22 protein-coding genes and 6 pseudogenes are annotated in these 26,519 nt (G+C 68.5%); 10 read left to right on the plus strand and 18 right to left on the minus strand.

The genetic code is table 11. The features are described 5' to 3' along the window. Positions 1-23: 23 nt before the first annotated feature. The gene (locus tag IE252_RS35255) at positions 24-488 is read right to left on the minus strand and encodes a hypothetical protein (RefSeq protein WP_190093547.1); all 465 of its coding nucleotides are present in this window, start codon (positions 486-488) and stop codon (positions 24-26) included. Between the two features lie 117 nt (positions 489-605). Here IE252_RS35255 and IE252_RS35260 point away from each other — a divergent pair, with 117 nt between their 5' ends. Next, positions 606-869 carry a hypothetical protein gene (locus IE252_RS35260; protein ID WP_190093548.1) on the plus strand — a complete coding sequence of 88 codons (264 nt, stop codon included), beginning with the start codon at positions 606-608 and terminating at the stop codon, positions 867-869. A 111-nt stretch (positions 870-980) separates the two neighbouring features. Here the strand turns inward: IE252_RS35260 and IE252_RS35265 are convergent, their stop codons facing one another. The 3 genes from IE252_RS35265 to IE252_RS35275 form a co-directional block, all read right to left on the minus strand. Beyond that, on the minus strand, positions 981-2,036 hold the full coding sequence (locus tag IE252_RS35265; RefSeq protein ID WP_190093549.1) for a hypothetical protein: 1,056 nt from the start codon (positions 2,034-2,036) through the stop codon (positions 981-983). A 387-nt stretch (positions 2,037-2,423) separates the two neighbouring features. After that, positions 2,424-3,002, minus strand: a complete 579-nt coding sequence (locus IE252_RS35270) for a hypothetical protein (protein ID WP_190093550.1) — start codon at positions 3,000-3,002, stop codon at positions 2,424-2,426. 250 nt (positions 3,003-3,252) lie between these two features. Further along, positions 3,253-3,600 carry an ASCH domain-containing protein gene (locus tag IE252_RS35275; RefSeq protein WP_190093551.1) on the minus strand — a complete coding sequence of 116 codons (348 nt, stop codon included), beginning with the start codon at positions 3,598-3,600 and terminating at the stop codon, positions 3,253-3,255. Positions 3,601-4,014: 414 nt separating this feature from the next. Between IE252_RS35275 and IE252_RS35280 the strand changes: the two genes are divergently transcribed. The 3 genes from IE252_RS35280 to IE252_RS35290 all read left to right on the plus strand — a co-directional run bounded on the left by IE252_RS35280 (position 4,015) and on the right by IE252_RS35290 (position 5,483). Then, entirely contained in the window at positions 4,015-4,239 is a 225-nt protein-coding gene (locus tag IE252_RS35280) for a hypothetical protein (RefSeq protein ID WP_373298665.1), read from the plus strand. A 168-nt stretch (positions 4,240-4,407) separates the two neighbouring features. Continuing rightward, positions 4,408-4,944 carry an RICIN domain-containing protein gene (locus tag IE252_RS35285; RefSeq protein ID WP_190093552.1) on the plus strand — a complete coding sequence of 179 codons (537 nt, stop codon included), beginning with the start codon at positions 4,408-4,410 and terminating at the stop codon, positions 4,942-4,944. A 194-nt stretch (positions 4,945-5,138) separates the two neighbouring features. Further along, positions 5,139-5,483 (plus strand): hypothetical protein, encoded by a 345-nt coding sequence (locus IE252_RS35290; RefSeq protein WP_190093553.1) that lies wholly within the window; start codon positions 5,139-5,141, stop codon positions 5,481-5,483. Positions 5,484-5,510: 27 nt separating this feature from the next. Here the strand turns inward: IE252_RS35290 and IE252_RS35295 are convergent, their stop codons facing one another. Continuing rightward, positions 5,511-6,587: a protein kinase family protein gene (locus IE252_RS35295; RefSeq protein ID WP_190093554.1), complete on the minus strand. Its 1,077-nt coding sequence runs from the start codon at positions 6,585-6,587 to the stop codon at positions 5,511-5,513. A gap of 137 nt (positions 6,588-6,724) precedes the next feature. Between IE252_RS35295 and IE252_RS44570 the strand changes: the two are divergent. After that, positions 6,725-6,868, plus strand: a pseudogene (locus IE252_RS44570) (IS982 family transposase); the annotation flags it as partial. Between the two features lie 291 nt (positions 6,869-7,159). Here the strand turns inward: IE252_RS44570 and IE252_RS35300 are convergent. From IE252_RS35300 to IE252_RS35320, 5 genes are all read right to left on the minus strand, one after another. Then, complete coding sequence (locus tag IE252_RS35300) at positions 7,160-7,759, minus strand: hypothetical protein (RefSeq protein ID WP_190093555.1); 600 nt, start codon at positions 7,757-7,759, stop codon at positions 7,160-7,162. A gap of 238 nt (positions 7,760-7,997) precedes the next feature. Continuing rightward, complete coding sequence (locus tag IE252_RS35305; protein ID WP_190093556.1) at positions 7,998-8,894, minus strand: hypothetical protein; 897 nt, start codon at positions 8,892-8,894, stop codon at positions 7,998-8,000. Beyond that, a complete protein-coding gene (locus IE252_RS35310; protein ID WP_190093557.1) occupies positions 8,891-9,274 on the minus strand; it encodes a hypothetical protein in 384 nt (127 codons plus the stop codon). Before IE252_RS35310 ends, IE252_RS35305 begins: the two co-directional genes overlap by 4 nt. 13 nt (positions 9,275-9,287) lie before the next feature. Next, positions 9,288-13,709 carry a CHAT domain-containing protein gene (locus tag IE252_RS35315; protein ID WP_190093558.1) on the minus strand — a complete coding sequence of 1,474 codons (4,422 nt, stop codon included), beginning with the start codon at positions 13,707-13,709 and terminating at the stop codon, positions 9,288-9,290. Positions 13,710-13,787: 78 nt separating this feature from the next. Continuing rightward, positions 13,788-14,240: a hypothetical protein gene (locus IE252_RS35320; protein ID WP_190093559.1), complete on the minus strand. Its 453-nt coding sequence runs from the start codon at positions 14,238-14,240 to the stop codon at positions 13,788-13,790. 613 nt (positions 14,241-14,853) lie between these two features. Here IE252_RS35320 and IE252_RS35325 point away from each other — a divergent pair. After that, a complete protein-coding gene (locus tag IE252_RS35325; protein ID WP_190093560.1) occupies positions 14,854-15,849 on the plus strand; it encodes a helix-turn-helix transcriptional regulator in 996 nt (331 codons plus the stop codon). A 478-nt stretch (positions 15,850-16,327) separates the two neighbouring features. Here IE252_RS35325 and IE252_RS35330 read toward each other — a convergent pair. From IE252_RS35330 to IE252_RS35340, 3 genes and pseudogenes are all read right to left on the minus strand, one after another. After that, positions 16,328-16,501: pseudogene (locus IE252_RS35330) on the minus strand (NUDIX domain-containing protein); the annotation flags it as partial. Between the two features lie 804 nt (positions 16,502-17,305). Further along, positions 17,306-17,467 carry a hypothetical protein gene (locus IE252_RS35335; protein ID WP_190093561.1) on the minus strand — a complete coding sequence of 54 codons (162 nt, stop codon included), beginning with the start codon at positions 17,465-17,467 and terminating at the stop codon, positions 17,306-17,308. A gap of 35 nt (positions 17,468-17,502) precedes the next feature. Beyond that, the gene (locus tag IE252_RS35340; protein ID WP_190093562.1) at positions 17,503-17,703 is read right to left on the minus strand and encodes a hypothetical protein; all 201 of its coding nucleotides are present in this window, start codon (positions 17,701-17,703) and stop codon (positions 17,503-17,505) included. A 332-nt stretch (positions 17,704-18,035) separates the two neighbouring features. On the opposite strand from IE252_RS35340, the gene IE252_RS35345 reads away from it, so the two are divergent. After that, positions 18,036-19,367: an NsdA family TPR-like regulatory protein gene (locus tag IE252_RS35345; RefSeq protein ID WP_229848996.1), complete on the plus strand. Its 1,332-nt coding sequence runs from the start codon at positions 18,036-18,038 to the stop codon at positions 19,365-19,367. Positions 19,368-19,505: 138 nt separating this feature from the next. Further along, a complete protein-coding gene (locus tag IE252_RS35350) occupies positions 19,506-20,732 on the plus strand; it encodes a damage-control phosphatase ARMT1 family protein (RefSeq protein ID WP_190093563.1) in 1,227 nt (408 codons plus the stop codon). Between the two features lie 116 nt (positions 20,733-20,848). On the opposite strand, the gene IE252_RS44180 is transcribed toward IE252_RS35350, so the two are convergent. From IE252_RS44180 to IE252_RS35365, 4 genes and pseudogenes are all read right to left on the minus strand, one after another. Then, the gene (locus IE252_RS44180) at positions 20,849-21,427 is read right to left on the minus strand and encodes a hypothetical protein (RefSeq protein ID WP_190093564.1); all 579 of its coding nucleotides are present in this window, start codon (positions 21,425-21,427) and stop codon (positions 20,849-20,851) included. Between the two features lie 619 nt (positions 21,428-22,046). Continuing rightward, a pseudogene (locus IE252_RS44390) lies at positions 22,047-22,505 on the minus strand (hypothetical protein); the annotation flags it as partial. Next, positions 22,415-22,606 (minus strand): annotated as a pseudogene (locus tag IE252_RS35360) (CorA family divalent cation transporter); the annotation flags it as partial. The pseudogenes IE252_RS44390 and IE252_RS35360, both read right to left, overlap by 91 nt. Positions 22,607-22,759: 153 nt before the next feature. After that, a pseudogene (locus tag IE252_RS35365) lies at positions 22,760-22,975 on the minus strand (integrase core domain-containing protein); the annotation flags it as partial. A 290-nt stretch (positions 22,976-23,265) separates the two neighbouring features. Between IE252_RS35365 and IE252_RS35370 the strand changes: the two are divergent. Both IE252_RS35370 and IE252_RS44395 read left to right on the plus strand, forming a co-directional pair. After that, positions 23,266-23,781, plus strand: coding sequence for a PLAT/LH2 domain-containing protein (locus IE252_RS35370; RefSeq protein WP_190093566.1), 516 nt, complete (start codon positions 23,266-23,268; stop codon positions 23,779-23,781). A 277-nt stretch (positions 23,782-24,058) separates the two neighbouring features. After that, positions 24,059-24,232, plus strand: a pseudogene (locus IE252_RS44395) (hypothetical protein); the annotation flags it as partial. A gap of 75 nt (positions 24,233-24,307) precedes the next feature. Here IE252_RS44395 and IE252_RS35380 read toward each other — a convergent pair. Next, positions 24,308-25,855, minus strand: a complete 1,548-nt coding sequence (locus IE252_RS35380) for a phosphatidylinositol-specific phospholipase C domain-containing protein (protein ID WP_190093567.1) — start codon at positions 25,853-25,855, stop codon at positions 24,308-24,310. Positions 25,856-26,519: the final 664 nt, after the last annotated feature.

The raw sequence follows: 26,519 nt of genomic DNA on the forward strand, positions 1-26,519 counted from the left end.
GCCCGGCCACCCGCGACTGGGTGCTACTCCTCGCCGGAGGGGATCGGGCCGACGTATTCGAGGGTCCAGGTCTCCTGGAACTCGGGTGTGGGCGCTACGAGTTGTATCTGGGCGCCGCGGTGTCCGGCGCGCAGGGCGAGGCCCTTGTCGGAGATGATTTTGATGCCGCCGATGACCCGTTCGAAGGTGAACCTCGCCCACTCGGCACGGGCGACGCTGTTGACGAAGAGCCTGTCCTCGGGCACGACGAGGCCTGCGGCCGAGTGGTAGGCGAGGTGGATCACGTACGGGGATCCGGGTACGGATTCCTGTCCGGCGTCGGGGTAGTCGATGATCCATTCCTGCTCGATCGGGAGCGGGTTGAGGCGGTCGGTGATGACGGGGGCTCCGTGCTTGACGGCGTACTCGGTGGCCGTCAGCAGGCTGGTGGGGCCGATGATGTGAGCGTGGATCTTGTACTTGCCGGGCTTGACCGGGATCGCAGACATGGATGTCCTCTCTCTCGGAGCGCACCGCGGTGACCGGGCGCCAGCGGCACAGATCTCCCACCATGGCGGCAGCGTTGTCCGGGGCACAGGCGTAGATGTGGCCAAGGCGATTACGGCGTGGACTGTTCGGTCACGGTTGCGAACGCGGTGGTCTTCAGCCAGACGTCGCTCATGCTGGTCGTGAGCAGCAGGGGGCTGGGCCAGGGCTCGTGGAGCGCGGTGCTGTCGTCCTCGGTCCGGCGCCGCGCCTCCACCTCGACGAGCGCCATCGGGGCACAAGTCGGCCAGGGCCGTTGCTCGGGCGCCGCTGACCAGGACTTCCTGATGGAGATGACCAACCCGCCCCCGGCGACCGCTGCCGCCGCAGGCGGCCTCAGCTGATCCTCTCGGCCGCGCAGGGAAGCCCCGGCCGTCGGCGGGGACCTGGACGACATGGGTGTCGGGCGTCCAGGCGAGCGACGACGCTGCGGTCAGTGTCTCTGAATCGATGAGTCAGTCCAGAGAGAAGCGCCTCTGTGCGGGCTGCGTGGGAGGGGCGGTCGGCCGGCCCCGGGCGGATTCGTCGGAGTCGCTGTCGGATTCGAGCAACATCCGCCCGGGGGTGTGCTGCTGGGGCGGGTGGGCGGGACTGTTGGCGGCGGAGGCCGGTGATTCGTGACCCGGGACCCATTCCCCGCCGGAGTCCGAGCCGGCAGCGTTGGCGGCCTCCAGCGCCATGCGCTCGGACCTGGTGGGGCTGGGGTCACCGGCGTACGCGTCCGCGACCCGCTCGCCCGCCCTCGGCTTGCCCTGCTTCTCGTTGGTCCGCTTGATGAAGTCCTGCAGAAGGTTGGGGTTCTCCAGCAACGGGAGGTCGAGGCCGGGAGCGCTCTTGCCGGTGGCGGCCTTGAAGGCGCCGCGCGCGAAGGAGACGCAGTTGTAGCGGAAGAGACTGTATTTCTCGCTCTCGTGCTGGTCGATGTACTCCTTGAACTTGAGGACCTGTTCCTGCGTCAGCTCCGCCTCGAACGCGGAGGTGGCCCCTTCGGGCAGGTCCCAGTTCCTCTTCACGACGCCGGGCACGGTACTGAGCGCCTCGCGGCGCCCGTCCAGGGGACTGGAGGGGAAGAAGCCGTAGGACTTGTACGAGGTGGAGCCGCCGGACTTGGTGTAGAGGACCACCCAGGCGTGGCCGATATCGTTACCGTCCCAGTATTGGGGATCGACCATCCGGCGCTGCTTCTTGACCTGGATGTGGAGCCGGTAGGTGACGGCGTCCGACGGACCGGCGTCCGTGCTGTCGGCCCCGGCCCGCTGGACCGTCGGAGGGGTGGGCGCGCCACGCGTGGACGCGGAGCGGCGGGCGGCGAGCGCCTTGGCCACTCCGCCGTTGCCGGCGGCGCGCTGGAGAACGTGCATCCCCGGGCCAGGCGGATGGGTCACAAAGTTGGGCGCGTCGTGGGCGGTCATGGCCAGGGCTGTTTCGGGCAGACGTGCGGATGCGGCCTCTCGCAGCGGGATGTGAGGCGTACGGGGTGGGCTGTCGGGTTTGTGTTCATGCTCGGGCATACCTGCTCCTGATGCTGAGGCCGTTGACGTCTGCCTACGGCCAAGCCCACCCGGAAAGCCGCTCGCTGTCGAGGAGCGCAGGGACAGGACGAGGGGCAGACGTACCAGTGGCGGGTTCCGGGGGCAGGACCAGGAGACAGCCGGGGCCGGGCTGAGTTTGCCTTCTCTGTCGGGACCGGAAACACGGCTTGAGCACGCGGCCCTGCCTTCGTGGGTGCGTCCCACGAGTTCGCGACTCTGGGACTGCGCAGGTGGGGGCAGGGATGGTTTCACGCCGGTTGCCCTTGATGGCTCAGGTGGCTGATCCGGTTGACGAGGTGCACGGCTGGACTGCGGCCTGGATGGTCTGCACGCTCGGATCAGCGCCGAGCCGGTCAGGAGAAGACCCTAGTGCGGCGCGAGGATCACGATGGCGACGGCCGCTACGACGACAACGGCTACGGGTACGACGACGAGGCCGATCACGGTGGGAGTCAGCTGGTCCCGGAACTGCTTCAGGGGCCGGACCCGTGCGGTCTGGTCCGTGCTCAGCTCCCACCAGTTGACGACCCGCTGGAACTGCTCGTCGAAGTCGGGGGCGGGATGCATGTCGCTGCGGTAGAGCCCGGGCAGCGAACGACGCCGCCCGCCCTCCAGGAACATCCGGACCGCGTACGACGACGAGCCCTGGCCCTTGGTCTCGCGCACGTCGATCCATCGGATCTCGTGCCAGGGGTAGGTGCGGCCGTGCCCAAGGCCCCAACAGATGGTTATTCCGTCGGCCCCGACCCTGCTCCAGCTCCGGGACGACAGGAGGAGAAGCGGGGTGAGGAGGGCGATGCTTGCGCCCGTCAGCCAGGCGAAGCCCACCGCGCCGAGCGTCACGTACGCGGCGAACCCCTCGACGACCAGGACGACAAGTGCCAGCACCACGTACGACTTTGCCGGACGATTCCGGTCCATCGCCCGGTAGTTGAGTTCGATCACATCCGGCACCCTACGCTTGCGGCCTCGGCCGCGAAACGGCCGGGCGGGCGGCCACACCGTCCAGCCCCGGGTCCTGCACGCCTACCCGAGCTGGCGCAACAGCAATGCCCGCCCGCTCGACATACTGGCCGCCCAACGCCGTGAGCGCGCCCACATCCGCGGTGAACGTCAGCAGCGCTGGGGCCACCCATGTCCCGAAGCGGCGTGATCACGCAGGGATGCATTCCAGTCGATGCCTGAGGTCATTCACTCATTTCGTCAACCGGAAGTGCACGATGGCGATGGTGTCGGTCGGCTCGATCTGGGGGTAGTGAAACCGCAGCCTGTCGTGAAGCTCGGCGAGGTCACGGAAGCCGTCGGCTCGGGCGTCCGACTCGCTGAGCTGGGCAAACGTCTTAGCGGTGACCTGTGTGACGACACCCGGTAGTGCCACCTCCTCGTCCAACTCGAACACCAGGCTCACCGGGCCCGTATCCACCGGGTCATGGAAACGTACCGTGGTCGTCTTCTGTTCGGCGCGTACTGCATCGAGATAGTCAGGGTGGAAGTACAGGGTCTGAGTCGCCGTTGCGTGTTGCCATGAAGTGCTGTCGTCCATTCGACGCACCCTAACGGAACGAGTAAACCCTCCGTGTCACACCATCCGGTGGATGCCCCGGGCCCCGGGCCGGTGAAGGTTTCCGGTCACAGCGAGGGCCGTACCAGCAGGCGAGGCGTCACCCTCGGGCACGCCCAGCCGCTGCGGGGGTGGACTACCCAAATCAGCGGTGCAGCGCCTGGAAGAGGGTGTTGTAGGTGTTCCAGCCGCCGCCGATCTTGACGCGGGTTTTGAACGGGGCGTTGGTGATGCCGGGGACTCCTGAGGCTTCCGGTACAGCGCGTGTTCATGTCGTCGAGCAACGCCGAGGTGGGCAACAGGCTCTGACTCTCCGTATGGGAATGGGAAGCAGAGCCCGGCCTCCTGCGGACCGAAGTGCCTTTCTGCGCACCGCACTTGGATAGTGAGGACGCCATGCCAGAGGAGATCACCGACGTCGGAAACGTGAGCCAGTCCCGATACGAGCAGATCGTGAGCGAGCTGCGGGTTGTGGTCGAACAGGAGACACGCATGCAGTTCCCGATCGGGGATCGCGCCTTGGAGATCGAGCCGATGCGACCGCGGGGCGGGCAGAGCGCGGCGCCGCACGGGCAGCGCACCCGGACCGCGTTCTGCGTGGGTGAGCTTCGGTCAACCTGAGTGGTAGCTGCCAGAGCGGGCTGCCCCTGTGGGTGGAGGGCTGTTTCATACGAGCGTGAGACGCCGCCCGCGCCGCCCGGATCCTAACGTGGGTGGCCTCTTTGGAAGAGGCCGGTGAGGGGTTCACCGGTGTCGTCGACTCATGGGGGATCCATGTACAGGAATCGGATGGCACTGGCTGTGGGAGCGGCGGTGCTGACGCTCGGTGCCGTTCCGGCGGCCGCGGTCGCGGCCCACGCCGACGGGACGGCCGGGCGGGCAGCAGCTGTCAGCTGCAACAAGAACCACGCCTACCGCTACGGCACCCCGGGTGGCCCCGGGGCCTACGTCTATCTCAATGTGGCGGGCGGCAGCCACAAGGGAGCCAAGGTCATCACCTACCCGTGGTCGGGCGGCAAGGGCAACGAGCGGTGGTGCCTGGAGCGCGGCCGTGACGGCTACGGTTGGTACTTCCACCCGTGGGACAACCGGAGTCTGTGCCTGGATGTGCCCGGTGGGCGGTACAAGAAGGGCCAGGGCCTGATCGTCTGGAGCTGCAACAAGCGCAAGAACCAGCTCTTCGACACCACCATCGTCCACACGGACAACCCCTACACCCTGATCACGCCGTGGTACTCCAACCTCAAAGTCCACCGGGGCAAGGACGCGTTCGGAAGCCAGGTGTCCTTGTGGCCGCACCTCAACACACACGCCGAATGGCGTTGACCGAGCGCGCGCGCCTTCTCAAGGGAGGGGGGAAGTCTCGCGAACAGGAACATCTCGACGGCCTCGGCAACAGCCTTCCGCAGGTCGGGCAGGGGCAGATCGAGGATCTCGTCGAGGCAGGCAGGCACCGTGTTCCTCCTCGGCCTCGGCATAGTGTTCTGTCCGGCGGACCATGGCGTCGTAGGCTCCAGGACATGCACAGCACCCTGACGGAACACGCCCGGTGTCTCTATGGAGACGAGTACCGCCCCACGCCGGAGTGCGGCCAGGAACACCGGGAGCACTACTTCGTTGAGGAGCTGACCTTCGCGGACGCGGAGGAGATCCTCGCCATGCTGCGTGAGCTCAGTCCGCACGTGGTTGACGGCCAGTTGCCGGTCTGGGTCCGCAATCTGGCCTATCGGCTGGCTTTGTTGCAGCGGCCGGACGAGCCGGCGCTGATGCGTGAGGCTGCCTTGAACCTGTGGTTTCGCGGACCGGAGTGGGACGGCATCGCGGAGGACCTGGAGAGGCGGGCCGATGCCCTGGAAGCTGGGTGATCATGGTGTGAGCCAGAGGCGGACCCGTCAGCGAATGGAGGAGTCGTACGTCCCGCCAAGCCGGCGGATCTCCTCCAGCGGGTAGGGGGTCTGCCTGCTCTGGCGCTGGAACTTGCGGTTGAAGTCGGACATCACTGCGGCGATCGGTGCGTGCCGGGTGAGGATCGCTGCGGCTTCCTCTGGGATTCCGGTGGGGCGCTTGCCCTCTGCGTAGGCGCGCACCAGCGCGTAGCGGCCCTCCCGGTCCTCCCGCTGGTATCCGTACAGAGCGGTGATCAGCCAGTTCACCAGGTAGGTGGCGGTGTAACCGCGGTCGTAGGTCTGGTGTCGGTCGAAGAAGTCGGCCTCGTCCTGTGACAGTTCGAACCCGGAGGAAAGGGCGAGGCCGTAATCCGCGAAGTAGAGGCGCTGGCCGTCGGTCAGGATGTTCTCGAAGTGCGCGTCGAAGTGAAGGAGCCCGCGGCTGTTCATGAAGGAGGTGCCTGCTGCCAGTTCCCTCTCCACCATGGCGCAGGCTCGGTTGGCCCTCTGGTCTCCTGCTGCGACCTGGTTGCCCAGCCACTGGTGCAGGTTCTGCGGGATGTACTCCAGGAAGAGCGTGACGCTCGCCGAGGACTGCTGGAGGGCCTGGATCCGGCGGCGCACCTGAGATCCGCCGCCCCAGTAGACGACTGCCCGTTCGACGTCGGCCAGCTCTTCGGGCAGCGGCGTCGAGTCCGGCAGCACGCGCCAGTGGTGCATCAGCGGGAAGCCCTCGTGTTCCGCCGTGAGAACCCAGTTCGTCGTCATGGTGTGCACGGCGAGCTCTCTCCAGGCCCCGAAGCCCGGCCCGCCGATGGTGCCGATGCCGTACTGGCAGAAGACGGGGAGCTCGAACAGATTCGCCGTGGACCGGACGTGCTCAGGTTGCCTCTCCAAGTCGGTGAGGGGTACCCGCTTCACGAAGACCGGGGTTCCGGCGACCTCCAGCAGGGCAGACTGCCCGCCGATACCGGATCCGATCGGCACGGCCGTGTCCACGAGCGCGCGCAGGGCGCGATCACTACACAAGGCCAGGGATGTGGAGACGGCACTGTGAGCGGTCAGACGCGCGCCGCGCGACATGTCAGGGCACTTCACTACGGCCTCCACCTGCGTGCCGACCTCGATTCTGCGATGGATACGCAGCCCCGCCGAGCACAGCGACGCGTGACCCTGCGGTTTGGCCTCCTGAGCGGGCAGAGGGCACCCAAGATCTGTGTGTGACAACAGACCTGAACACCCTCCTGACCGCACTCTACGTGAAGATCGACGACGCAATCGGAGGAACCCGGTGCCTTGGTAGACCACCGCTGCTCAGTGACTCCGAACTCGTCTGTCTTGCTGTGGCCCAGGCTCTGCTCGGATGCCCGGTGGCTGCGCTACGCGAACAAGCCTCGATGCACGACAGCGTCGCCGCCCGCGAAGTACTCCTGCGGGTGCGTCTGATGCACCCCCAGCTCGTCATCGTCTGGGCGGACTCGATCTATGCGGGCACCCTCGACGAGTGGGCCAAGTCCTTCCTCAAGCTGACGATCAAAACACCGCGGCCTCCCGCTGGTGCTCACGAATTTGTCCCGTTGCCGCGAAGGTGGGTGGTTGAAAGATCATTCTGGGCCAGACAGCCCGTCGTGCCGAGGTGCCCGGGTCGTGAGTGCTCAGTCGCGTCCATCGGGCTCGACTGCTTGGGGAAAGCCCAGCCGGTCCAGCAATGTGTCGAACAGATCCTCCGCGAAGGTCTCGCCAGAGCGCAGTACCTCCTCGATCGAGGCCGACTCCGCTGTGTGGCCGAAGCCCGCGGCGCGGGCCCAGGCCAGAGCATCTTGTGCCGCACCTGGCACCTTCTCGTCCAACTCCGCGCGCTTGCGGCTCACCGCCTCGGCGAACTCCGGTGTCAGCGCCCACAGGCTGGTGTCGTCCACATCGTCAGGAACCACCGCCCACTCGCCCGCCGCCACATCCATACCCAGGCACGCCTGCCACCGCCGCCCGTCTGGCCCGAGCCCGACAACCAGCGCGATATCACTGTCATAGACCGACGCCACACACGCCGCGTCCCCCGTCCACCCGACCAGCGCCCGCAGCACCTCATCCGGGTCCGTCAGTACGTCGTAGTCGAGCTGAAGCGTCTGCCAGCCACCGGGCCGCGGCCACCATATGGAGATCCGACTCCCGTCTTCCCGCGCCTTACCGAACACCGGCGCCTCCAACAACGGACGCTCACTGCGGCCAAAGACCAGATCACCCGAAAACCCCACCCTTGCTCCCCTCCGAGATGTTGGCCGAACCATACGGTCGGCCACTGACAATCACACCGAAGCACGGGGAACGATCACTGGAAGCGTCGGGAAAGGTCTCTGAGGAGCCGCGAGAGTGCAGGTCAAAGCCACTCGTGAACACCCGAGGCCAACTACCCCATCTGCACCATGAGCGGAGTTCACGGTCGGGCTCTGAAGGGAAGGCTGAGCGGAGCGGACACGTAGTGGCCCGGCACGCTCAGAGCGCATGGTCGTAGCGCAAGGCCACCGGCGCCCCCTGGCGCCACATGGTGCACAGTTCCGTCGCCAGGGCGCGTTCCGCGTCCCGGTCGGCCGGCAGCGGGAGGTGCAGCGCGGTCAGCAGGTCGAAGCGGTGCAGGTCGAACGCCGCGGTGACGGCCTGGCCATAGCCGAGGGCCGCCTGCACCGCGCCCCGGTAGGAGATCCAGGCGAGGGCGGAGGGAGCCATGGCCAGCAGCAGCCACCAGCCGGAGCCCCAGAGCAGCCACACCGTCGCGGGGGTCAGCAGGGTACCGGTGGCGGCCAGCCGGACCCCGGAGTCCAGCGAGTTGCGGTGGTCGTCCACCTGCTGCCGGCAGGCATCGCCGAGTACCGGGTACAGGCGCGGCCAGGCAACCGCCGCGTCCCAGCCGTACACCGCACCCGCCCGCTCTTCCGTGGCGGCGAGGGTGTTGCCCAGGCGAGTCGGCAAGACGGCCCGACGATCTGGGAACGACGAGCGCAGCACCTCGCCCGCTTCCCCTGCGGCCTGCGCGTCCTGCGCGGACAGTGCTCGGGACACCTCCCCGGCCACCCTGCCCATGTGGTGCCGCTGCCGCCCGGACAGCAGCCGGGCCGGCCCGCGCAACAGCCGTGGCCAGTAGCCCTCGTACAGGCGGACAAGGGCCACTTGCAGGGGGTGCAGTGCCACTGCCGCCACGAGCACAGCCAGTCCCAGCAGCGCTGTCCTGCCGATGGACAGACGGGCCGCGCTGCGCCACGCGTCGGCGAAGACGAGATGGTCACCGGGTGCCCCGGCCCGGATCAGAACCAGCACGAACGCCGTGGCAGCCGCCGTCGGCACCACATTGACCAGGAAGAACCTCAGACCCAGCTGCAGGGGCAGCTCCGTCACGTCTCCCGCCTCATCTCACCGTGCTCCGAGCAGCGTGGCAGCCGCCCCTCGTCCACGTGCACTCGCAGCTCTTCCTTGCCGCAGGCCGTGCAGCTGAACCTGAGCAGGACGAAGGTGCCGGGGCCGGGTAGTCGGCCGTGGTCGCCGTCACCCACCTGCCGTGGCGTGTGTCCCCGGAGTTCGGCCAGCCGGGCCCGGGTGACGATCCCGTACTCGCGGCATCCGACGCGCAGCGTCACCTCGTTCAGCGATGCCTCCACAGCGAACAGCTGCTCCACCACCTCGGCCGCCGTGGCGGCCCGCGTCTGCTCGGGCAGCTCCAGCACCGTGGCGGTCGCGCCCGGTGTGACCAGCAGTGCGAAGTAGTCGTCCGTCGACAACGCGGCCCTCCCGTCAGCCCATGTGGACGAAGCCCGCCCACAGCAGCGGCTCCAGAGGATAGCGATCGCGCAGCCTCCGGGTCGCCCCGGCGATCGCCTCCGCCACGCCGTCCAGCCCTTTCGCTCCGATTGCCGAGTAGAAGTCCTCGGCGACGTCGGCGGCGAGCGTGTCCCGTACCGGCCACAGTGTTCCCACCACCTGGCGGAAGCCGGCCAGGTGCAGTGCCGCCGCCAGATGCAGGGACTCGTCGGGCAGCCGCGTGCCACCCGTCGCGGTCTGGCACGCGGACAGATAGGCGAGTTCGGCGTTCTCGGTGCGCAGCCGCGCGATGTCGAGGATGGACAGCGTGCCGTCGGCCAGCACGACACCCCCGTTGGACGGAGAGCCGAAGTCCTGGATGCCGTGGCAGGCGAAGTGCACGCACGGGCTGCCGGGCAGTTCCGCACGGACCGCCTGCACGGTGGCTTTGGCGTTGATGAGGGAGGTGTGCTGGGCATGGGGCAGTAGCCGGCGCACCGCTTCGGTCTCCCGGTCCACGCTGGCCAGGGGAGGGTGGTCCAGATAGTCCGCCACGCCCACGGTAAGCAGCCGCTCCACGGGCCTGCCGGCATCGTGGGGTGGTGTTGCGGAGGCCATGGCGCGAAGTGTGGGGGTGTACGAGGACACCACCCGGTCGAGGGCGCTCGCCCCCGTGGTCGCATCGGTCGCCGCGTGCAAGGGCAGCAGCGACAGCATCCCGGTCGGGCACCAGCGGATCCACTTGATGTCGCCCAGGGCGTCGAGGACCGGGGCGACGACCGCGTGCCACAGCCAGTCCAGCACTCCCCGGGCGGCCTGCTGGGCGGTGATATGGCCACCGACTCCGGCACCGGGGGCGTGGACGGCCTGAAGGAACGCGGCGGCCTGACGTGCCGTCTCGGCGAAATCGAGACCGGGCAACTCGACGACCCGGGGTGCGCCGTCGGCCATGACCAGCGCGTCGCAGCGCAGCGGGGCCACGTTGATGACCACGGTGCCGTCACCCGCACCGCGCCGCAACGTCTCGTAGGTGGGGGCGGCGAACGGGTTCCACTCCCCGTACTCGGCAGCCGCCTCGGCCTTGAGCTGGTCCCATTCCCGGCCCAGCCGCACCAGTTGATCGACGCTGCCGCCGTGCTGGAGGCTCTCGGCGATCGTGTGCAGTCGCTCGTTGAGCGAGCCCGGCACGTCTGCCCGCCGTTCGAGGACCTGATTCCACAGCACGGATCGGCCGCGCTCCAGCAACTCCACCGCGTGGGCCGGCCGGCCCACGGAGATGGCATACGCCGCGGCGCTGCTCGCCACCCCCTGGTGCTCGGCCAGAGACTCCTCCTGATCGTGCCTGGACTTTCCGCGCCAGGCGGCCACGTCGAACAGGTCGAGGACCGTCTGCCAGGCGGTGAGCGCGTCTTCGTCGTCACCCGCGACGGCACTCAGGACCGCCCACCTCAGGGCGGCCTGAATCCTGATGGGAGCGCGGGCGAACACGGCTAGGGCGGTCCCGCGACTGAGCTGACGGGCCGCTTGCGGGTCTTCGGAGCGGAGTTCAAGGGCCAGTGCTTCGGCGGGATCGATCTGGTTCGGATGCGTTGCCCGGTTCCCGGGTACCAGCCCGCGCAGGATGGTCAGTGCCTCGTCCCGGTCGCCCGCGTGTGCGGTCTTGCGGCTTCTGACAAGCAACGCTTGGGTGAGCAGGAAGAGTCGGCCGGTGCGGACCGGGTCCAGCGCGCCGGTCGCGGCGATCGCGGTACGCAGCATGCGTACGACCTCGTCCAGATCCGTGTTCACCTCTGGCGCACGCACCCCGCAGATCAGTGTGCAGGCCGCCAGATTGGTGAGCGCCCTGGGGCGAGCCGGGTCGTCCGCGTCGAGTCCGGCCAAGGCGGTGCTGAGGGTGTCGATGGCCAGCCGCATGTCGTCGGTGTTCCCGTCGAGCTGGTAGCGGCGACGGTATGCGCCGCCCAGCCCGTTCAGGGCCGCAGAGCGGACCTCGAGGTTTTCGGCTCCCGCGAGCCGTGCGGCCTCGGTGCACAGCGTGATGATCTCGTCCAGGTCCTGGCGGCTGCCCAGTGCGACGAAACGGGTGTCCAGTTTCCCCGCCAGATTGCTCAGATACAGGGCTCGGCTGTCCGACTCCTCCGGGGTGATCTCCAGTACGGACCGCATGGACTTCACCGAGGCGTCCAAATCGGCGGCACGTCCCGTGTGCTCGAAGCGAAGCCAGTGGGCCCCGGAGAGATCGTTCAACAGACCGTGGCGCTGCGCGTGACCGGGAGTGCCACAGAGCTGCTCGCTGATCAATTCGATGGCCTCATCGAGGTACGCCACGAGCCCGGTGACCGAGTAACTGTCCGTCAGCAGGTGGGCCAACGTGGTCATGTCGATCGTTCCGCGTGGGCAGGACCGCAGGGCTGCGACGGCGCACCACAGGTCGTCCACCGACTTCGCGGTGGTGTAACGGGATTCGTAGGTGGTCGCCCATCGACTCAGCTCGTACTCGTCCGTGGAGGCACGGACGAATGTCTGCCGCAGTTCCTCGTCGCACTCGCGGAACAACGTGGCGTCGCCCGCCGCCAGAGCGCGCTTCATACCTGCCAGGCAGTCGGCCACGGCCGCTTCCGGCGGTTCGATGCCGTCGTGGCGCCGGGCGCTCCCGGAGAAGCCCCTGGTGAAATGGTCTGTCAGCGCAGTCGAGGCCCGTGCGAGTTCCGACACCAGGCCATCGGTGTCGGCCAGGGGCACGGCCTTGTTGAACAGGCCGTGGAGCCGCGGTATCCATGCCGGACCTGGGTGGCGGCGAAGCAGCACACCGTGCAGAAAGAGATTCGCCACTCCCCACACCAGACCGTTGCGCAGCCATGGATACGTCTGTTCGGTGGCCAAGGCGGACTCCAGGAGTTCGGCCGCTCGGTACCAGTCCGCTTCCGGATGCCCCTGCCCTCTCCTGAAGCGCAGCAGCAGACTGCTGGCGAGCGATGCAGCAGTCGAGGCGGCAACAGGGTCGTCGCCCTCGCCGCCCGCGGCCAGAGCCTCCGCCAGCAAGGTGATGGACCGTTCGAGATCGGACAAGTCCCCGAGCTTCTCGTACCGGACCTCGCAGGCGTTGGCCAGGCTCACCTTCACCGGGATAAGATCCGGCCCTTCGAGACGCTCGTGCAGTAGCTCGTAGGCCCTGACGGTGGCGTCGACATGGTCGTGTCTGCCGGATCTGTTCGACCGCTTCAGGTAGAGCAACGAAGTGGTGGTCATCAGCGCTGACTTGAACTCCTCCCCGAGCACTTCGTCCGCTGTCTCGGTGAGCGTCAGCACACGCTCCAACTGCTCGACGGTAGGCTCCCGGGTGACCTCGTTCCAGGCCGCCACGGCTTGGGCCAGTGCGATAGTCAGTGAGTCCAGTGCCGACGGCAGGGTGTTCTGGTCGGTGAGGGCATGGACGAGGATCTTGATGACCCCGTCCAGCTCATGGGTGCCGAGCGCTCCCTCCCGTTGCAGCTCCGTGGAGTGTTCGAGCCATGCCAGGGCCATCCCGTGCGGCGGGACACCGAGGTCGGGCTCGGCCAAGCCGTCCCCCAGAACGTCCAGCAACGCACGCAGGTCCGCCACCGATCCGGTCGCCTGGAACACCGCCTCCAGTGCGCCGACCAGAAATCGCCGCGCCCCCAGCGGATCCTCCGCCTCGGCGATCACGTGCAGCAGTGCCGTCGCGGTGTGGGAGCCCGCCTCGCTCGTCCGGGGACGCTTGCCCAGCAGGTACAGGAACAGCCCGGCCGCTCGAGGGTCCTCCGGGTCCTCCGGGTCGTGGTCGCCCACGACGACCTGGGCCGTCAACTCGATGGCCAGGTACAGACTGTCGTCGTCACCGGTCAGCTCGAAGTGCTCCGAGAGCAGGGCGGCCACCTTGAGAGCAACGGGTGCGGGCAGACTGCCGACTTGTGAGTACAGGCTCAATGCCGCATTCAGGTCGGACGGCCGGAAGCTGTGCGCGAAGCGGGCCGTGAGCAGTTCCGCGAGCTCGGTGTGCGCTACGCCGACGGACCGTACGACAACTGTCACCTCGTCGATCGCCTGGTCGAGGGTGTCGGGGTCGACGCCGATGCGCGCATACCAAGCCCTTGCCACCGACAGGGCTGCTGCCGCGCGCGTGTCGTCGTCCAGCGCCTGTGCGCCGGCCCGGCGGAATGCTTGGAGGGCTTGTTCGAAGAGGCCCCGGTCCTGGGAGACGAGCCAGGACAGAAGGAGTGTCCGGCCCGCACTCCCGTGGTCTTCCGGCCCCGCCTGACCGTGTGCCGTCAGCTGTTTCGCGGACTCGACAGTGGCCTCGACGCTCTCGGAACTCCGGGTGTCGCGCAGAGCACAGTAGAGCTCTCGGTGGCGACTGCGTAACGCCACCAGACCGGACGTCTTCGACTCGGACATGAGGTGATTAAACAGGAGTTGACGGGCTGGAGGAGCGGGTTCGCTCGCGGACGGTCAGGGTTAGGCCGAGGAGTGGGGTCAGCAGATGACGGTCACCTCGTGGGAGACCGGGCGCGCCGCCCAGGGGTAGCTGGTGACACCGAAGGTGGCGCGGATGGTGGAGCCGCAGGCCACGTTGGCACTCAGGCCCGCGACGTTCAGGTTGGTGTTGTTGAAGAGGGCGAACTTGGTGACATTCGGCAGCGGTGCGCCGTCGACCGTGGCCGTGAAGGTGGTGGTGAGCTCCTTCGGCGTGGGGGCCGGGCTGCCCGGCGAGGGCGGGCCGGCAAGGCCGACCTTGCCGACGAACGCGACGGTGTTGCCGGTGATTTCGGCGCACAGGCGGGTCGAAAGGGCCGACTGGAGGCCGGAGTTGCCGCAGGAGACCACGGTCTCGGTGGCGCTCGCGGGGGCGGCGACGGCGATCGCCGGGGTGAGGGCGGCGAGGCTCAGGCTTGCGACTGTGGCAGTGAGGAACGTCGAACGCTTCATGGTCAATCTCCCTGGAAGGAGGGGCCGTCGGGCGGGTCCCGAATGGCTTCACATGACATGTGATATTGCACAGTTCGTGTGAAGATCAAGTGCTCTCCGAGTGAACGACTTGAAATCGTGTGTCGACGGTTCGTCAACGTCCGGGTCTGGAAACGGAGTTGATGGATCGGGCGGCGACGCCGTTGGGTGACCACTGGGGTCCGTGGCGGAGCACGTCAGCCTGAGCGAACTACTCGCCCGCGAGCCGTTGTTCGAAGGGTCCCAGGAGATGGAGGAACGCGCGGTACGGCTCGATCGAGACGGACTTCTATGACCAGTTCCTGCCCGTCCTTGCGACAACGGTCCCGGTACGCTGACTGCTGGCCGCCGGACGGGGTGGTGTGTCAGGACGGGGTGTTCCGCTTGTCGGAACGTGGGTCGCTCGTCGCGACGGCAGTTCCTGCGCTGGGGTCGGCGCGGGTTGGGCAGGAGCGCTCTCGGGGCGGTCTGCCCGGGCCGCTGGCGGGCCCGCCGCCGGGTGGTCATCCACGAGGTGCCAGTAAAGGGCTGACTGGTGATGAGGGATATGAGTCGCCCGGCGCACTGTCTGCGCGGGGCGGTTGGGGAACGGTTCGTGCAAGACGAGCTGGCCGAGCTGGTCTCGCGGGTGATCGGTCCTCGCATCGCGCACGATGCGCTGCGTCTGTTCGGCACCAACCCCGCCACGGGAGCTGTCTCCTACGGGTTCCTCCACGGCTTTCCCGCGACGCTGCTGGACGCGCAGCTGACCGACTTCTACGGTGGCGGCGATCCGTTCGGTCCGGCGGACATCACCCGGCTTCCCACCTCCACGGGGATACTCGGCGTCGACCGCTCCGGTGCCGGGCACCGCCAGGCGACACGAACCCTGCACGCCCACGGTGCCGGAAGCGAACTGCGCCTGATGCTGCGTGAAGGGCTGACGCGGCCCTGGGGCCTGCTCGCCCTCCTCCGCGAGAAGAGCACGCGGCCCTTCGACCAGGACGACGCGCGGCAACTGTCCCAGCTCACCGAGCCGCTCATCGCCCTGCTGAGGGGGTACGCCACCACAAGCCCGGCTCCCCGCGCGCCCTCCCGGTTTCTGCCTCCTGGCGTTGTCCTGGTCGGCTCCGACGACCAGGTGCGCTCCATCAGCGCGCAGGCGCGCTCATGGCTGGAGCAGATCCATCCGGAACAGGGCCTGGCGCCACGGTGGATGCCCGAGGTGTCGATGCGCGAGATCGTCCTGGCGGCGCGCCGTCACACCCTCGACCCAGGAGCTCCGCCGGCGCTTGCCTTGAGCCCGGCAGCGTTTCTCGGCCGCAGGATCGCCGTGCACGCCCAATGCCTGGACGAGAGCGGTCAAGGCGAGGTCGCGGTGGTCCTCCAGGAAGCGACAGGGGCGCTGCTGCTGCCTGCGTATGCCGCTTGGCACAGTCTCACCGTCCGTGAGACCGAGGCCGTCGAGCGGCTCTGCTCGGGCGCGACGCCCCAACAGATCGCCCGGCTCATGGGCGTGTCCCTGCATACCTTCAACGGGCATCTGAAGAACGTCTTCCGCAAGACCGGCGTGTCCGGCCGCGACGAACTGATCGCCTCCCTCAACTACTGACGATCGTCAACTGCCTGGGCGCATGGCCAAGGCCGATCCCAGGCGCTTTGCTGAGAGCGTCGCCGGATGTGGACCGGCCTGATCGAAGCCTGCCGAGCGGGCGCGCCGGCCCGTGGCACCAGCCACCGACCGCGATCCGCCCCTACCTGACGGCCCATCCCCGCCTCGACGCCCTGATCGGGCAAAGCGGCCGACGCCCTCACCAGCCAGACCCCGATGACGCGGCCACGCCCGCGCGGCCGGTCGTCACCGCGTTGCGTTCCCGCCCGTACCGTGCCTTCCTCGGATGGACCGCGGTTGGGATCTATGGTCTGCGGCGTTGTGGGTGCCGGGGGCTGGTCGGCGTTCCGGGTGAGAGGGGCGACGGTTTCGCGAGCCGAGGCTTTTGGCCCCGGTCGTCTGCCGCGCGGACCGTTGGTGAAGCCTGTCGGCGTGTGGTGAGCGGGGCCCGCTATATGCGCGAAGTGGCCGCGGGCCCCGCTGCGGTCTCGCCGATGTCCTGGGCGCCTCCGGGCAGGGCCCACTGGCCTGTGTCGCGGCGTCGTTGCAGGAGGACTGCGCCCTCCTCGTTCACGACGAGCAAGTTGCTGGAGGGGATCAGGGTGTTGGCCCTGGGGGCCTTGGGGTCGTTGTAGTACTCAGTCCTGCCCACTGCAGTGCTGCTCCTGTCTGTTGGGCGCCCGAGGGAACGCTGTCATCCAGACTGCTTCGAGGTTCTCCTCGTGCCGGACGAATCATGCGGCTTTGGCGAAGTCCATGTTCGCCGCACGCGCGGACAGACTCGAACTCGGCCATGGACCTCACCGCCGATCGTCGTCGCGCAGCCCATCGTGGCACCCGTGTCGCCTGCTGAGGGGCAGACTCGGCCTCGATGCACAACGCGTTCTCTGGCGCCGGCGACGGGCGATGCTGCCCTCGCTTTCGGTGGTGGTTGTGCGCGTCTGGGACACACGATCTTCGAGTTGTCCTAGGGTGGGGCGAGTTCCCGGTGGCGGTTTGCTACTGGGGATTTCGTGTTTTCCGGGGCGGAGAAGGATCTTGCGGTTCGTACGCCAGCCCGCGCGGCGCGGTACCACCGACCGGTCTGCCCGCCTCCGTGACGCTGTCGCGCCCCTCGGCGCGCGGCAGTTCCGGTCCACTTCACGGCCCGCCTGCTGTCGTGGACAGGGTCGGCCGTAGCGGGGACGAGGACGGTTCGGTCTTCTCCCACGCCGTTCGGGCAGACGAGCGTTCGATGACGGGCTGTCCGGTATCCATGCTGATCTCCTGTTCTGCCTCTGCGAAGGGGCATCACCGGGGGCAAGGGGCCGTTCCCGCCCCGCGGCCCGAGCCGATGGGCGCGGCGGGGCGGGAACGGCAGGGCGGCCGAGCAGGGGCCACCCGCGCCGCCCGCAGGGCGGCGGTCTGGTGCTCCAGCACCCGGCGGCACATCCCCAGGGCCGGATGCCGGAGCGGTCTAGGTGCCGGCGCCGACGCCACCGTCCGGGGTGGCGGCCGTATCCGGCCTGGTTACGGCGGTCCGGCCGTCGGACACGTCGTGGCTCACCTCGTTCTCGGTGGACAGGCCGAGCAGCGCGAGCCGGGTGAGGATCGCGCTCCACCAGCCGACAGCGGCCACTACGTCGCTGTCGACCTGTAACCGGTGGCGGCCCATCACCGGTCGCCGATCGAGCGGGCGCCCTCGCGGGCTCGGATGGCCCGCTGTAGCTGCGCCGAGGTTGCGTACATCTGGGGCGGGTTCAAGACGAGTTCGGCCCGTTGGGTGTTTCCGTCGGCGAGTACGACGTCCACCCCGATCCGGGCCTGTTCCACCCCGTGGTCGTAGGAGATGTCCTGCTCCAGCAAAACCACCATGCTCACCAGGACTCGCACCGCCGGGGCCGAGCTGACCTGGAGCACCGAGCCGACTGCGGGGCTTTGGGTCGCCTTCGGGAGGATGCTGTTTCTTCCTGTTCCTGCGGCGTGCATCGCGAGGTCACCGGCTCTCGGTATCGGGGCGGCCGGACACAGGGACAGGACGTTTTCGGCCGCCAGGCCAACGGGGCGCCCAGATCTCGACGTTCGACGTCGTGTAGACCGGGCAGGCACGTTCAGTTAAGGACGGCACCAGCGGCGCGGTAACCCCATGGAAGGGACCCCCACGATGGGTACATTCCGTGGGGGTGTCGCCAACCGAGGGGGTAGGCATGGCACTTCGGACGCCGCCGGGACCTCTGCCCGCAGCCCTGCGGCGCGATCCCCGCTTCACCGAGGCTCTGGCGCGGCGCGACATCAGCACGCTGTTCGCACTGGCCCATGACGCGGGCGAGCTGAGCTTTAACAAGATCAGCGAAGCGTGCGGCATCCACGCCGAACGGGTCAGTCAGATCGCGCGCGGAAACGCCGACGTGACCTCCCTGCCTGTCCTGGAGCGGATCGCGGACGGGCTCAGAATCCAGGGCGCGGACCTAGGCTTGGCCGCAAGGCCATGGGAGACCGAGACCCCGGTAACTCCCATGCAAGATCAAGGAGATGGAGACGATCCCATGAAGCGCCGCGATGTGATGCGCGGCGCGCTCGCTGCCGGTCTGGCAGGTACCGGGCTCGCCGCTTTAACGTCCACCCGCACCGATATCGACGCAGCCCTTGCCGCCGACCACACCCATCCCGATCTCGGCTACTGGGAGTCGACCGCCGAGCGATACGGCTACGGCTACCACGGCCAGGCTCCGGCCGAGGTCCTGGCGAACCTCCAGGACGACCTGGAGGAGATGAAGCCCCTCCTCTTCCAGGCTCGGACCGACAAGAGCCGCAGCCAGCTGTGCCATGTCACCGGGCAGATGGCGGGCATGCTCGCGATCGTCCTGCACGATCTCGGCAACCATCGCGAGGCCCACCGCTGGTTCGCGACCGCCGGACGGGCCGCCCAGCAGTCCGGGGACCAGCTCCTGCACGCCTGGGTACTGGGCCGCGAGGCCATGGTGCCGCTGAACTACGGCGCCCCGGCCGCCGCCGCGAAACTCGCCGACCAGGCCAGGCATCTGGCCGGGGAAACCCCCAGCGCGGCCGCCGCCCTCGCAGCCGCCGTTGCCGCACGGGCGTACGCGATCGGCGGCGACGGCGACAAGGCCCGCATCGCCGTTACGGACGTCGAACGCCTCGCCGACCGGCTCAGCCCACAGCAGCACGCCGACACCTGGTTCGGCTACCCGATGCAGAAACACCAGGTCCACATGAGCCAGGCCCTCACCCACCTGGGAGACACCCGGCGCGCGTACGAGGCGCAGGCCGCCGCCCTGGAGCTGTCGCGGGCACCGTCGCTGATGACACGGGCGCTGATCGCGATCGACCACGCGTCCTGCCTCGCCCACGACGGCGATCGGGAAGCGGCCGTGCACGTCGCGGCTCGCGCTTACGGCGGCCTCCCGGCCTCCTACCGCAACGGACTCACCCAGACCCGAGCCCTGGCCCTGTACCAGGTCCTCCCAGACGACACGCGTGGCCGTGACGACCTCGGCGAACTGTTGAACGTCGCCTGACGGAAGACGGGAATTATGGCCGCAGGTCGCGTCCTCGACTTGCTGCTCACGTCGAGGGTGCGGGGACGGAGCTGATCAACGGCGTCGTGGCCCTGAAGATTATGGACGCGTGAGCGACAAGCGAAGGGCTTGGACACCATGACAGAGAAGACTTCCCGCACCCCCGACGACGGCATCGCCAATCGCTCCGGCCCGGCCGCCGGACGTGACGCACCGGTCATCTTGAGCAATCAGCCCGGCTCGTTCGCCTGGGGTGTCCTGGCCAAACGGCATCCCGCCTTGATCCAGCAGGTGCGAGACGCCTTCCCGTACGGCCGTCGCCAGCATGAGGCCCTCGACGCCCTGCTGGACGAGATCACCCGCGGCGTCGTCGAACCGCTCGTTCCCTCGGAGCACGATCACGCGCAGTGGGCAGACTGGGGGCGGGAGTACTTCGGACGACCGTGGTTTGACGCCCCGTTCCTGTGGGCGGAGAGCTACTTCTACCGCAGGCTCCTCGGTGCCATCGAGTACTTCGGTACGGGCCCGTGGCAGGGAATCGATCCCTTCGCCCCCTTCAAGCGGGCCGAACTGCGCGGCGCGGCGGTGGACGAGGAACTACGGGCCCTGGACGCACTCGCCGACGTGCCACCCGACGAGCGGGCCAGGGCCCTGCTTCACGCCTCGCTCTGGGGCAACCGCGCGGACCTCGGATTCCGAGTCACGGAGGGGGAGGCAGCGCCCGGCGACGCTACCGGCGGCCTGGTGGTCGACGACGGCGCCGTGCTGTGGCAGCTGCTGCCCGCCGGAGCCAGCACGACGGTCGCCGTGGTGGCGGACAACGCGGGGCGCGAGCTGATCCCGGACCTGATCCTCATCGACCACCTCCTCCTGCACCGGCACGCCGAGAGGATCGTGCTCCACGTCAAGCCGCGCCCGTACTTCGTCTCCGACGCGATGACGGCGGACGTTGTCGACTGCCTCCGCCGCTTGGCCGAGGCGCCTGGCGAAGCCGGTGGGATTGGTGGGCGCCTCTGGGACGCCATGGCGAACGGGTGTCTGGAGGTCCGCGCCCACCCGTTCTTCTGCGCCCCGCTGCCGTACGAGGGGATGCCGGAGGACCTGCGGGAACAGTTTGCGGCCGTCTCGCTGACCGTCCTGAAAGGCGACCTCAACTACCGTCGGCTGGTGGGTGACCGGATGTGGGACGTGATGACGCCGTTCGCCGACCTCACGGCGTACTTCCCCGGGGCTGTCGCGGCGCTGCGCACACTGAAGTCCGACGTCATCGTGGGGCTGGAGCAGAAGACCCTGGATGCTCTGGAACGGGGCGGCGGGGCTTGGCGTACGAGCGGCACGCGCGCCCTGGTCCAGGTTCGACGGTAGACCTGGTCTCCGCGCGATTCCTCGCGCATCGGCAACTTCGTGCCACGAGCGGCCGGGTCATGGCCGACCCGGCCGCTCGGTGTTACATCGGCTGGCCACTCCAGCGGGACCTGGTCCTACCTGCCGCGTCTTGATGTCGTGGCGTTTGCGGACGGTGCGCCCTTTGCTGGACGGGCCTGCTGGGTGGGCGCGGTCGGGACCTGGGGACGCCGACCCGAAGCGGCATCGGCGGGTAGGCCGGTGAGGTGGCGCAGGTGCCAGACGAGGACCTCGCTGAGGGACCCGGCGGTGTCCAGTTCCCGCTGGGTGATGGCTTTCGCGAGCAGGGTTTGTGGGTTGTGTCCGGCTTGGTAGGCGTGGGTGAGGGTGGCGGCGAGCGCGGGCCAGCCCGCCTCGCTGATTGCCTGCTCGGCGATCTCGGGTGCGGCGGCCCGCAGGAGGGCGGCGGACCAGTCTTGTACGGGCAGGGCCAGGCGGCGGCCCTGTTCCCGCAGCCGGGCCATCGGCTCCTTGGCCGCGATGGTGTAGGCGGCGCGCAGGTGGGCGGCGGCGGTGGCGAGGAAGAACAGGGTGTCGATCAGCATCGCGGTGATCGCGCCGTCCTCGCCCCGGTCCGCCGTAGCGGAGGTCGCGGGCGGCGCGGCGCAGGGCCTGGGCGTGCCGGTATTGCTCCCGGGTGTGGGAGCGGTTGGCACGCTCGAATGCCCAGGTTGCCTCGCGTAGCTGCTGGCGGATGGGGGCGGGGCTGGTCTGGGCGAGGCTGTCGAGGATCTCGCCGGTGGCCGCGATACGGGCAGCCGCCGCGCCGTCACCGTCCTGGTCGAGGGTGAGCAGGGTGATCCAGGTGGTGTGGGTGGCGATGCGTCGGGCGGTGGCCGGAGCCGATACCGGCCTGGTCGGCCGGGCGGTGCCCCGGGAGGTGGGGTGCTCGTGCTTGGCGCTGGGGTCCATGGCGAATCGTTTGCGCACGCGTGGCAGGGACAGGTCGGGGGGAGAGCTTGGAGCCTGAGTAGAAGACGGGGGCGCCGTCCTCGTGTGGTCGCCGGAGGGCGCGATGCGCTGCTGGACCAGGAGCCCGGCGGCCTGGAGCCTGCCGAAGAACTCCGCCTCGCCAGCGGTGCCGGCCACGGCCTGGCGGACGGTCTCGCGCAGTTGCTCCTGCGGTGGGCGATCCCGGCCCTGGCGCTCGGCCTTGCGGCGTTCGGCGCTGGTGGGGCGTTGGGCGGCGGTGCCGTCGCCGGGTGTGACACGGCGCAGCCCGTAGTCGGCTTCGATGCGGCGGGCCTCGGCCTGGGCGCGGCGGGCTTCGTTGTGCCGACGGGGGCGGCGGCCGTCGTCGCGTACCAGGGTGGCGATGATGTGGATGTGGTCATCCGCGTGGCGGATCGCCGCCCACCGGCAGGCGGCGTTGTCGCTGTCGGGGGCGATGCCGGTGGCGGCGACCATGCGGCGGGCGATGGCGGCCCAGTCCTCGTCGGACAGGATGGGGTCCTCGGGGGCTGCGCGTACGGACAGGTGCCACACGTGCTGGGCGGGGCGCCGGCTCTTGGGCAGGGCGTTGACGGGCTGGTCGAGCAGGCGCTGCAGCTGCTTGTAGGTGGCGTTCGGGTCGCGGCCGGGGTCGGGGGTGAGCGGGTCGAAGGCGGCGACCAGGTGCGGGTCGGTGTGCTCTGGCGTGATACCTACAGCCAGTCCCGCCGCTTGAAGATGAAGTACAGGCTCACACACGCCCCCGCCATCAGCAGAATTGCGAACGGGTACCCGGCCGCCCATTTCAACTCCGGTATGTTCTCGAAGTTCATCCCGTAAATCGTCCCCACCAACGTGGGAGCAAACAGAATGGCCGCCCACGACGAGATCTTCTTGATCTTCTCCACCCCGGGTGACGTCTCTTCTTCGCTCGTCATAGAGGGGCGGGTGGAAGGGCGCGGGAGTGCGGTTGCGGTCGGAGTGCTGGGAGGCGTTGCGGGTCCTTGCGGCGGGGCATGGCTGGGTTTGAGGTTGATCCTCGGGATGGACACCGGGTTTCATGCGACGAGTGGCAGCGTATGTGACGTGGTGAGTTGTTGTTCGAACTCGGTTGGTGTGAGGCAGCCGAGGGCGGAGTGATGGCGGCGCCGGTTGTCGTACGAGAGCCAGCGGAACAACTCGAGGCGGGTCTGCGCCTTCGAGGTCCAGCGCCTCCCGTGGAGCAACTCGTGCTTGAGGCTCTGGAAGAACGACTCGGCCAGGGCATTGTCGTGCTCGAGCCGACCCTGCCCCGCGCGGTTCCGGCCGGAGACGATCGGGGACCGACGCGGGTGGCGGGGCGGTTCTCGGCGCTCGCGAGTGCCTGCCTGGGGGAGTGGACGGCGTCCGACGTCGGTGAGTGGATGACGCACCGGATCGCGGTGCTGCGAGGGCGCAGTCGACGATCCGCTCCGTGCTGGGCAGGGGGGGTGAGGATGGCGTGATCCTCTCTGGTCACCCCGAACGATGGTCGCCTAGCGTCATTGTTCGATCACCAAGTGAAGCCTTTGGTTGGAGGACTTGCGTGTCCGAGAAGATCACTTATGACGTGGACATCCACACGGCCAACATCCGGGACGCCGGGACCGACGCGGCCGTGAAGATCCAATTGATCGGTGAGAAGGGCACCAGCCCGGCGATCGAGCTGGACAACCCGGGCGACGACTTCGAGCAGGGCTCGTGGGGCCACTACCGCTTGTCGATCGATGACATCGGCGATCTGAAGAAGGTCCGCCTCTTCCACAACAACGGCGGGTTCCAGGCCGGCTGGTGCATGGGCGCCCTGGCCATCCGCTGGACGCAGGAGACCCGCCTCGGGATCGGTGCGGAGATCAAGGTCCAGCACTGGTGGCCGGAGCTCGGGGGCGTGACCGGCACGGCCCTGGTCAAGGTGGACGGCAGCCTCTTCGGCCTGCCCACCGAAGTCACCGTCAACGGCGTGTGGCTGGCCAACGACTCCGGCGGCATCGACAAGACCTTCGACCTCAAGACCGAGGGCGTCAAGAGCCGGATCTTCACCGGCCTGGGCCCCGGCATCTGACCACCTGATTGCCGCGCAACCCGCACCCGCGGGACGCGACAATCCTGATCAGCGCTGCGCCCAGTGTGTTCCGCGTTGGTGAAACCCGTCGCGGAACACACTGGCCGCGGCTGCCCATCTGCGCGCTCTACTGGTGACCGCAGGCGCTCACTGTGCAGGAGGCCAACTGCACCTGGTTTACCAAAGCGCCCCGGGCTTCTTCGCACTGGGGCGCTGCCGTCATCGACGGCAGCGCCCGGCAAACAGCACGCCGTATACCGCTCGTTCGGCAACGCAGGTGAATCAGCGTCGCCACCACCCGGCCCACGAACACCGGCTGATACCGGGCGCCGGCACCCATCGGTGGAGCGCCGACCCCTCTGACGCCCGGCCCGACTTGGCTGACGTCGAGCTGCGTGGCTTGTGCCTGGAGAGGGTGAACCTATGCGGTGCCGTGCTCACGGGCGCCGACTTCAGCGGCGCTTTGCTGTTTCCGTGCCGGGGCAGGGGTCAGGTTCGACGCCGCCCCTGCGTCCCGGTACGGGTGTTACTTGGGGCAGGTGTCCTGGGTCACTTTGCCGCCCGAGGTGGAGGCGGTGGACGGGTCCACCGACAGGCACTGCCCTGTCCAGTTGTTGATGAACTTGTAGGCCGTCCTGCGCTCACCGTTGACTTCGACCGGAGTGGGGATGACGTTCCAGAGCTGGCTGCCCGAGAACCAGCGGGTCTCGCATCCCCACCAGAACAGCTGGGTCCCGGCCGACGGCGGGGTGCCGTTGTTGTAGGGGACCGTCAGGCACGAGCCGTTGCTGGACTTGATCTGGTAGTAGCCCTTGCCGTCGTACGGGGGCTTCTCGACGCCCCACTGGTGGCTGCCGGGCGCCTTGGGCTGACACGTGCGCTGGGTGACCAGACCGCCGGTCTTGGAACTGTCGAACTCGGGCCCCCGCACCATGCAGCGGCCGTACTTGGTGTCGACGTAGGTCTTGTCGGCGTTGACCAGCCAGATCGCTTGGTGGCCGTCCGTGACGGCATTGCCCTGGTTGCGGGCGATGATGTTGTCCACCAGGGCCCAGCCGGGAAAGTCCATCATGACGATCCCGAGGTGGCCGTTGCCCCCGCCGTTGTTGAGGTACTGCATCAGCCGGACGTTGACGCCGGCGACGGCGGGCTGGTTGTTGTGCCACCCGTATCCGCCCGCGAACATGGCGGGGGACAGGTCGGGGACCGTCGACGCGGATGTGTACGTCACGTACATCTCACCGCTGCCGTCGCGGACGGCCTGTTCGAGGTTCGCCTTGACGAGGTCGAACTTCTCGGGGATGTTCGACGGCTTCCAGTGGTCTTCCTGGTGGCTGTTGAAGGAGTTGATCCCGGACTGGCCGTCGACGTGGTCGAAGCTGCCCAGCACGATCTTGCCCCGGACCTGCGAGAGACGGGGAACTCCCGTTTTCCCGTCGACCGACGGGCGGTAGAAGAGATTGGGGTAGCGGGACACGTAGTCCTTGAAGATCGATTCGATCTTCGCGCTGTCGACGGTCTTGGGGTCGTTCTCGCAGTCGCCTATGCCCACGCTCTCGCCCCCGCGCGAGCATTCGGCCTTCAGGCGCATGACGAGTGTCTCGTTGCGGTGCTTGCCCAGGAAGTCCTGGGCCTTTGTCAGTACGTCGTCGAAGTTCGCCTTCTGGTAGACCTTTCCGTGATGGACCGTGAAGTACCGGTTCTCGGTGACACGGACCCGCAGGTCGATGGCACGGATGCCCCGCTCCAACTGCGCTGTGAGCGTGTTCGCGCTGTCGCCGAAGTTCTCCTGCGTCTCCGTCATGGCCTCTCCGTGGACGGAGAGGGTGTCATGGGTGCCGGGCAGGGAGAGCGCCGCCAGCCAGGTGCTGCCCGCGAGGTCCTTCATCCAGTCGGCCTTCGTCGCGGGCCCGAGGTTGTGGAAGGCGTCGGTGAAGGTCGTCCCGCTGGCCGCGGCGGGGCCGGGTGCGAGCAGTACCGCACCCAGGGCTGCACCAGCGGTGACCAGGTGTGTCAGCCGACGGAGGCGTTGTCGTGGCGCGAAACGGTCACGGCGAGGGGAAAGTCGTGGCATGGGAGTCCCTTCCAAGATCCAAAAGGTGGTCAAGCTTCCCATGTCACTTCCCAGTTGGACCTGCCTTGTCCGGACATTCCGGTACGCCTAGATCAGGCCACGAGGCGATGGGAGCGGGGTGGGGGGCGGGCGGTGCGAGCGGTGCGTCCTGCGGCCGGGCACCTGGGCCCACCGCATTCCGCACCGGCGACGGGCCCGCTGCCATCAGGCCCCGCTGCAGGGCGGACGGCGGCCGTACTCTTGGGCGCAGCACCCCGGCTGCCGGTGCCTGCCTCTGCCGAGTCGGGTCACGCTCACTCCCCACCCCACCGCCGGGGGCCGGTCGGGACGACGTCCCGGAACGCCGACGCCGTTCATGCGCGGTGTTGGCAGTCGTTCACCTGGCGGAGGACGGCGAGGGCCCTCGCGGACGGGCACCGGTGGGGGTTGTGCGCACGATGAGCGCCGGATCCGGTGAACGGGCGATCGACGGTATCTGCTGCGTCACAGGCACCGTCACCGCGCCGACGACGGCGGGCCTCTTGGGCGTAGCGGGTACGGAGCACGCGTCTCCTTATACGGGTCGGATGCTGCGGCCCGGCTGATGATCGGGGATCCCGTCCGGTGGCTGTGCCTGCACGCCGAGGTCCGTGACCTTCCCGCGCGCCGCGCCGTAGCGGCCGAA

The organism is Streptomyces melanogenes, assembly GCF_014649795.1.
Classification (GTDB): Bacteria; Actinomycetota; Actinomycetes; order Streptomycetales; family Streptomycetaceae; genus Streptomyces; species Streptomyces noboritoensis.

Excerpts from the sequence above, each read along its gene's own strand:
- IE252_RS35340 (WP_190093562.1), bottom strand. The coding sequence starts at position 17,703 with ATGGTGGTTTTGCTGGAGCAGGACATCTCCTACGACCACGGGGTGGAA.
- IE252_RS35350 (WP_190093563.1), top strand. The coding sequence starts at position 19,506 with ATGACAGAGAAGACTTCCCGCACCCCCGACGACGGCATCGCCAATCGC.
- IE252_RS35320 (WP_190093559.1), bottom strand. The coding sequence starts at position 14,240 with ATGAAGCGTTCGACGTTCCTCACTGCCACAGTCGCAAGCCTGAGCCTC.
- IE252_RS35290 (WP_190093553.1), top strand. The coding sequence starts at position 5,139 with ATGCACAGCACCCTGACGGAACACGCCCGGTGTCTCTATGGAGACGAG.
- IE252_RS35255 (WP_190093547.1), bottom strand. The coding sequence starts at position 488 with ATGTCTGCGATCCCGGTCAAGCCCGGCAAGTACAAGATCCACGCTCAC.
- IE252_RS35275 (WP_190093551.1), bottom strand. The coding sequence starts at position 3,600 with ATGGACGACAGCACTTCATGGCAACACGCAACGGCGACTCAGACCCTG.
- IE252_RS35345 (WP_229848996.1), top strand. The coding sequence starts at position 18,036 with ATGGCACTTCGGACGCCGCCGGGACCTCTGCCCGCAGCCCTGCGGCGC.
- IE252_RS35315 (WP_190093558.1), bottom strand. The coding sequence starts at position 13,709 with ATGTCCGAGTCGAAGACGTCCGGTCTGGTGGCGTTACGCAGTCGCCAC.
- IE252_RS35280 (WP_373298665.1), top strand. The coding sequence starts at position 4,015 with ATGCCAGAGGAGATCACCGACGTCGGAAACGTGAGCCAGTCCCGATAC.
- IE252_RS35265 (WP_190093549.1), bottom strand. The coding sequence starts at position 2,036 with ATGCCCGAGCATGAACACAAACCCGACAGCCCACCCCGTACGCCTCAC.
- IE252_RS35285 (WP_190093552.1), top strand. The coding sequence starts at position 4,408 with ATGGCACTGGCTGTGGGAGCGGCGGTGCTGACGCTCGGTGCCGTTCCG.
- IE252_RS35380 (WP_190093567.1), bottom strand. The coding sequence starts at position 25,855 with ATGCCACGACTTTCCCCTCGCCGTGACCGTTTCGCGCCACGACAACGC.
- IE252_RS35295 (WP_190093554.1), bottom strand. The coding sequence starts at position 6,587 with ATGTCGCGCGGCGCGCGTCTGACCGCTCACAGTGCCGTCTCCACATCC.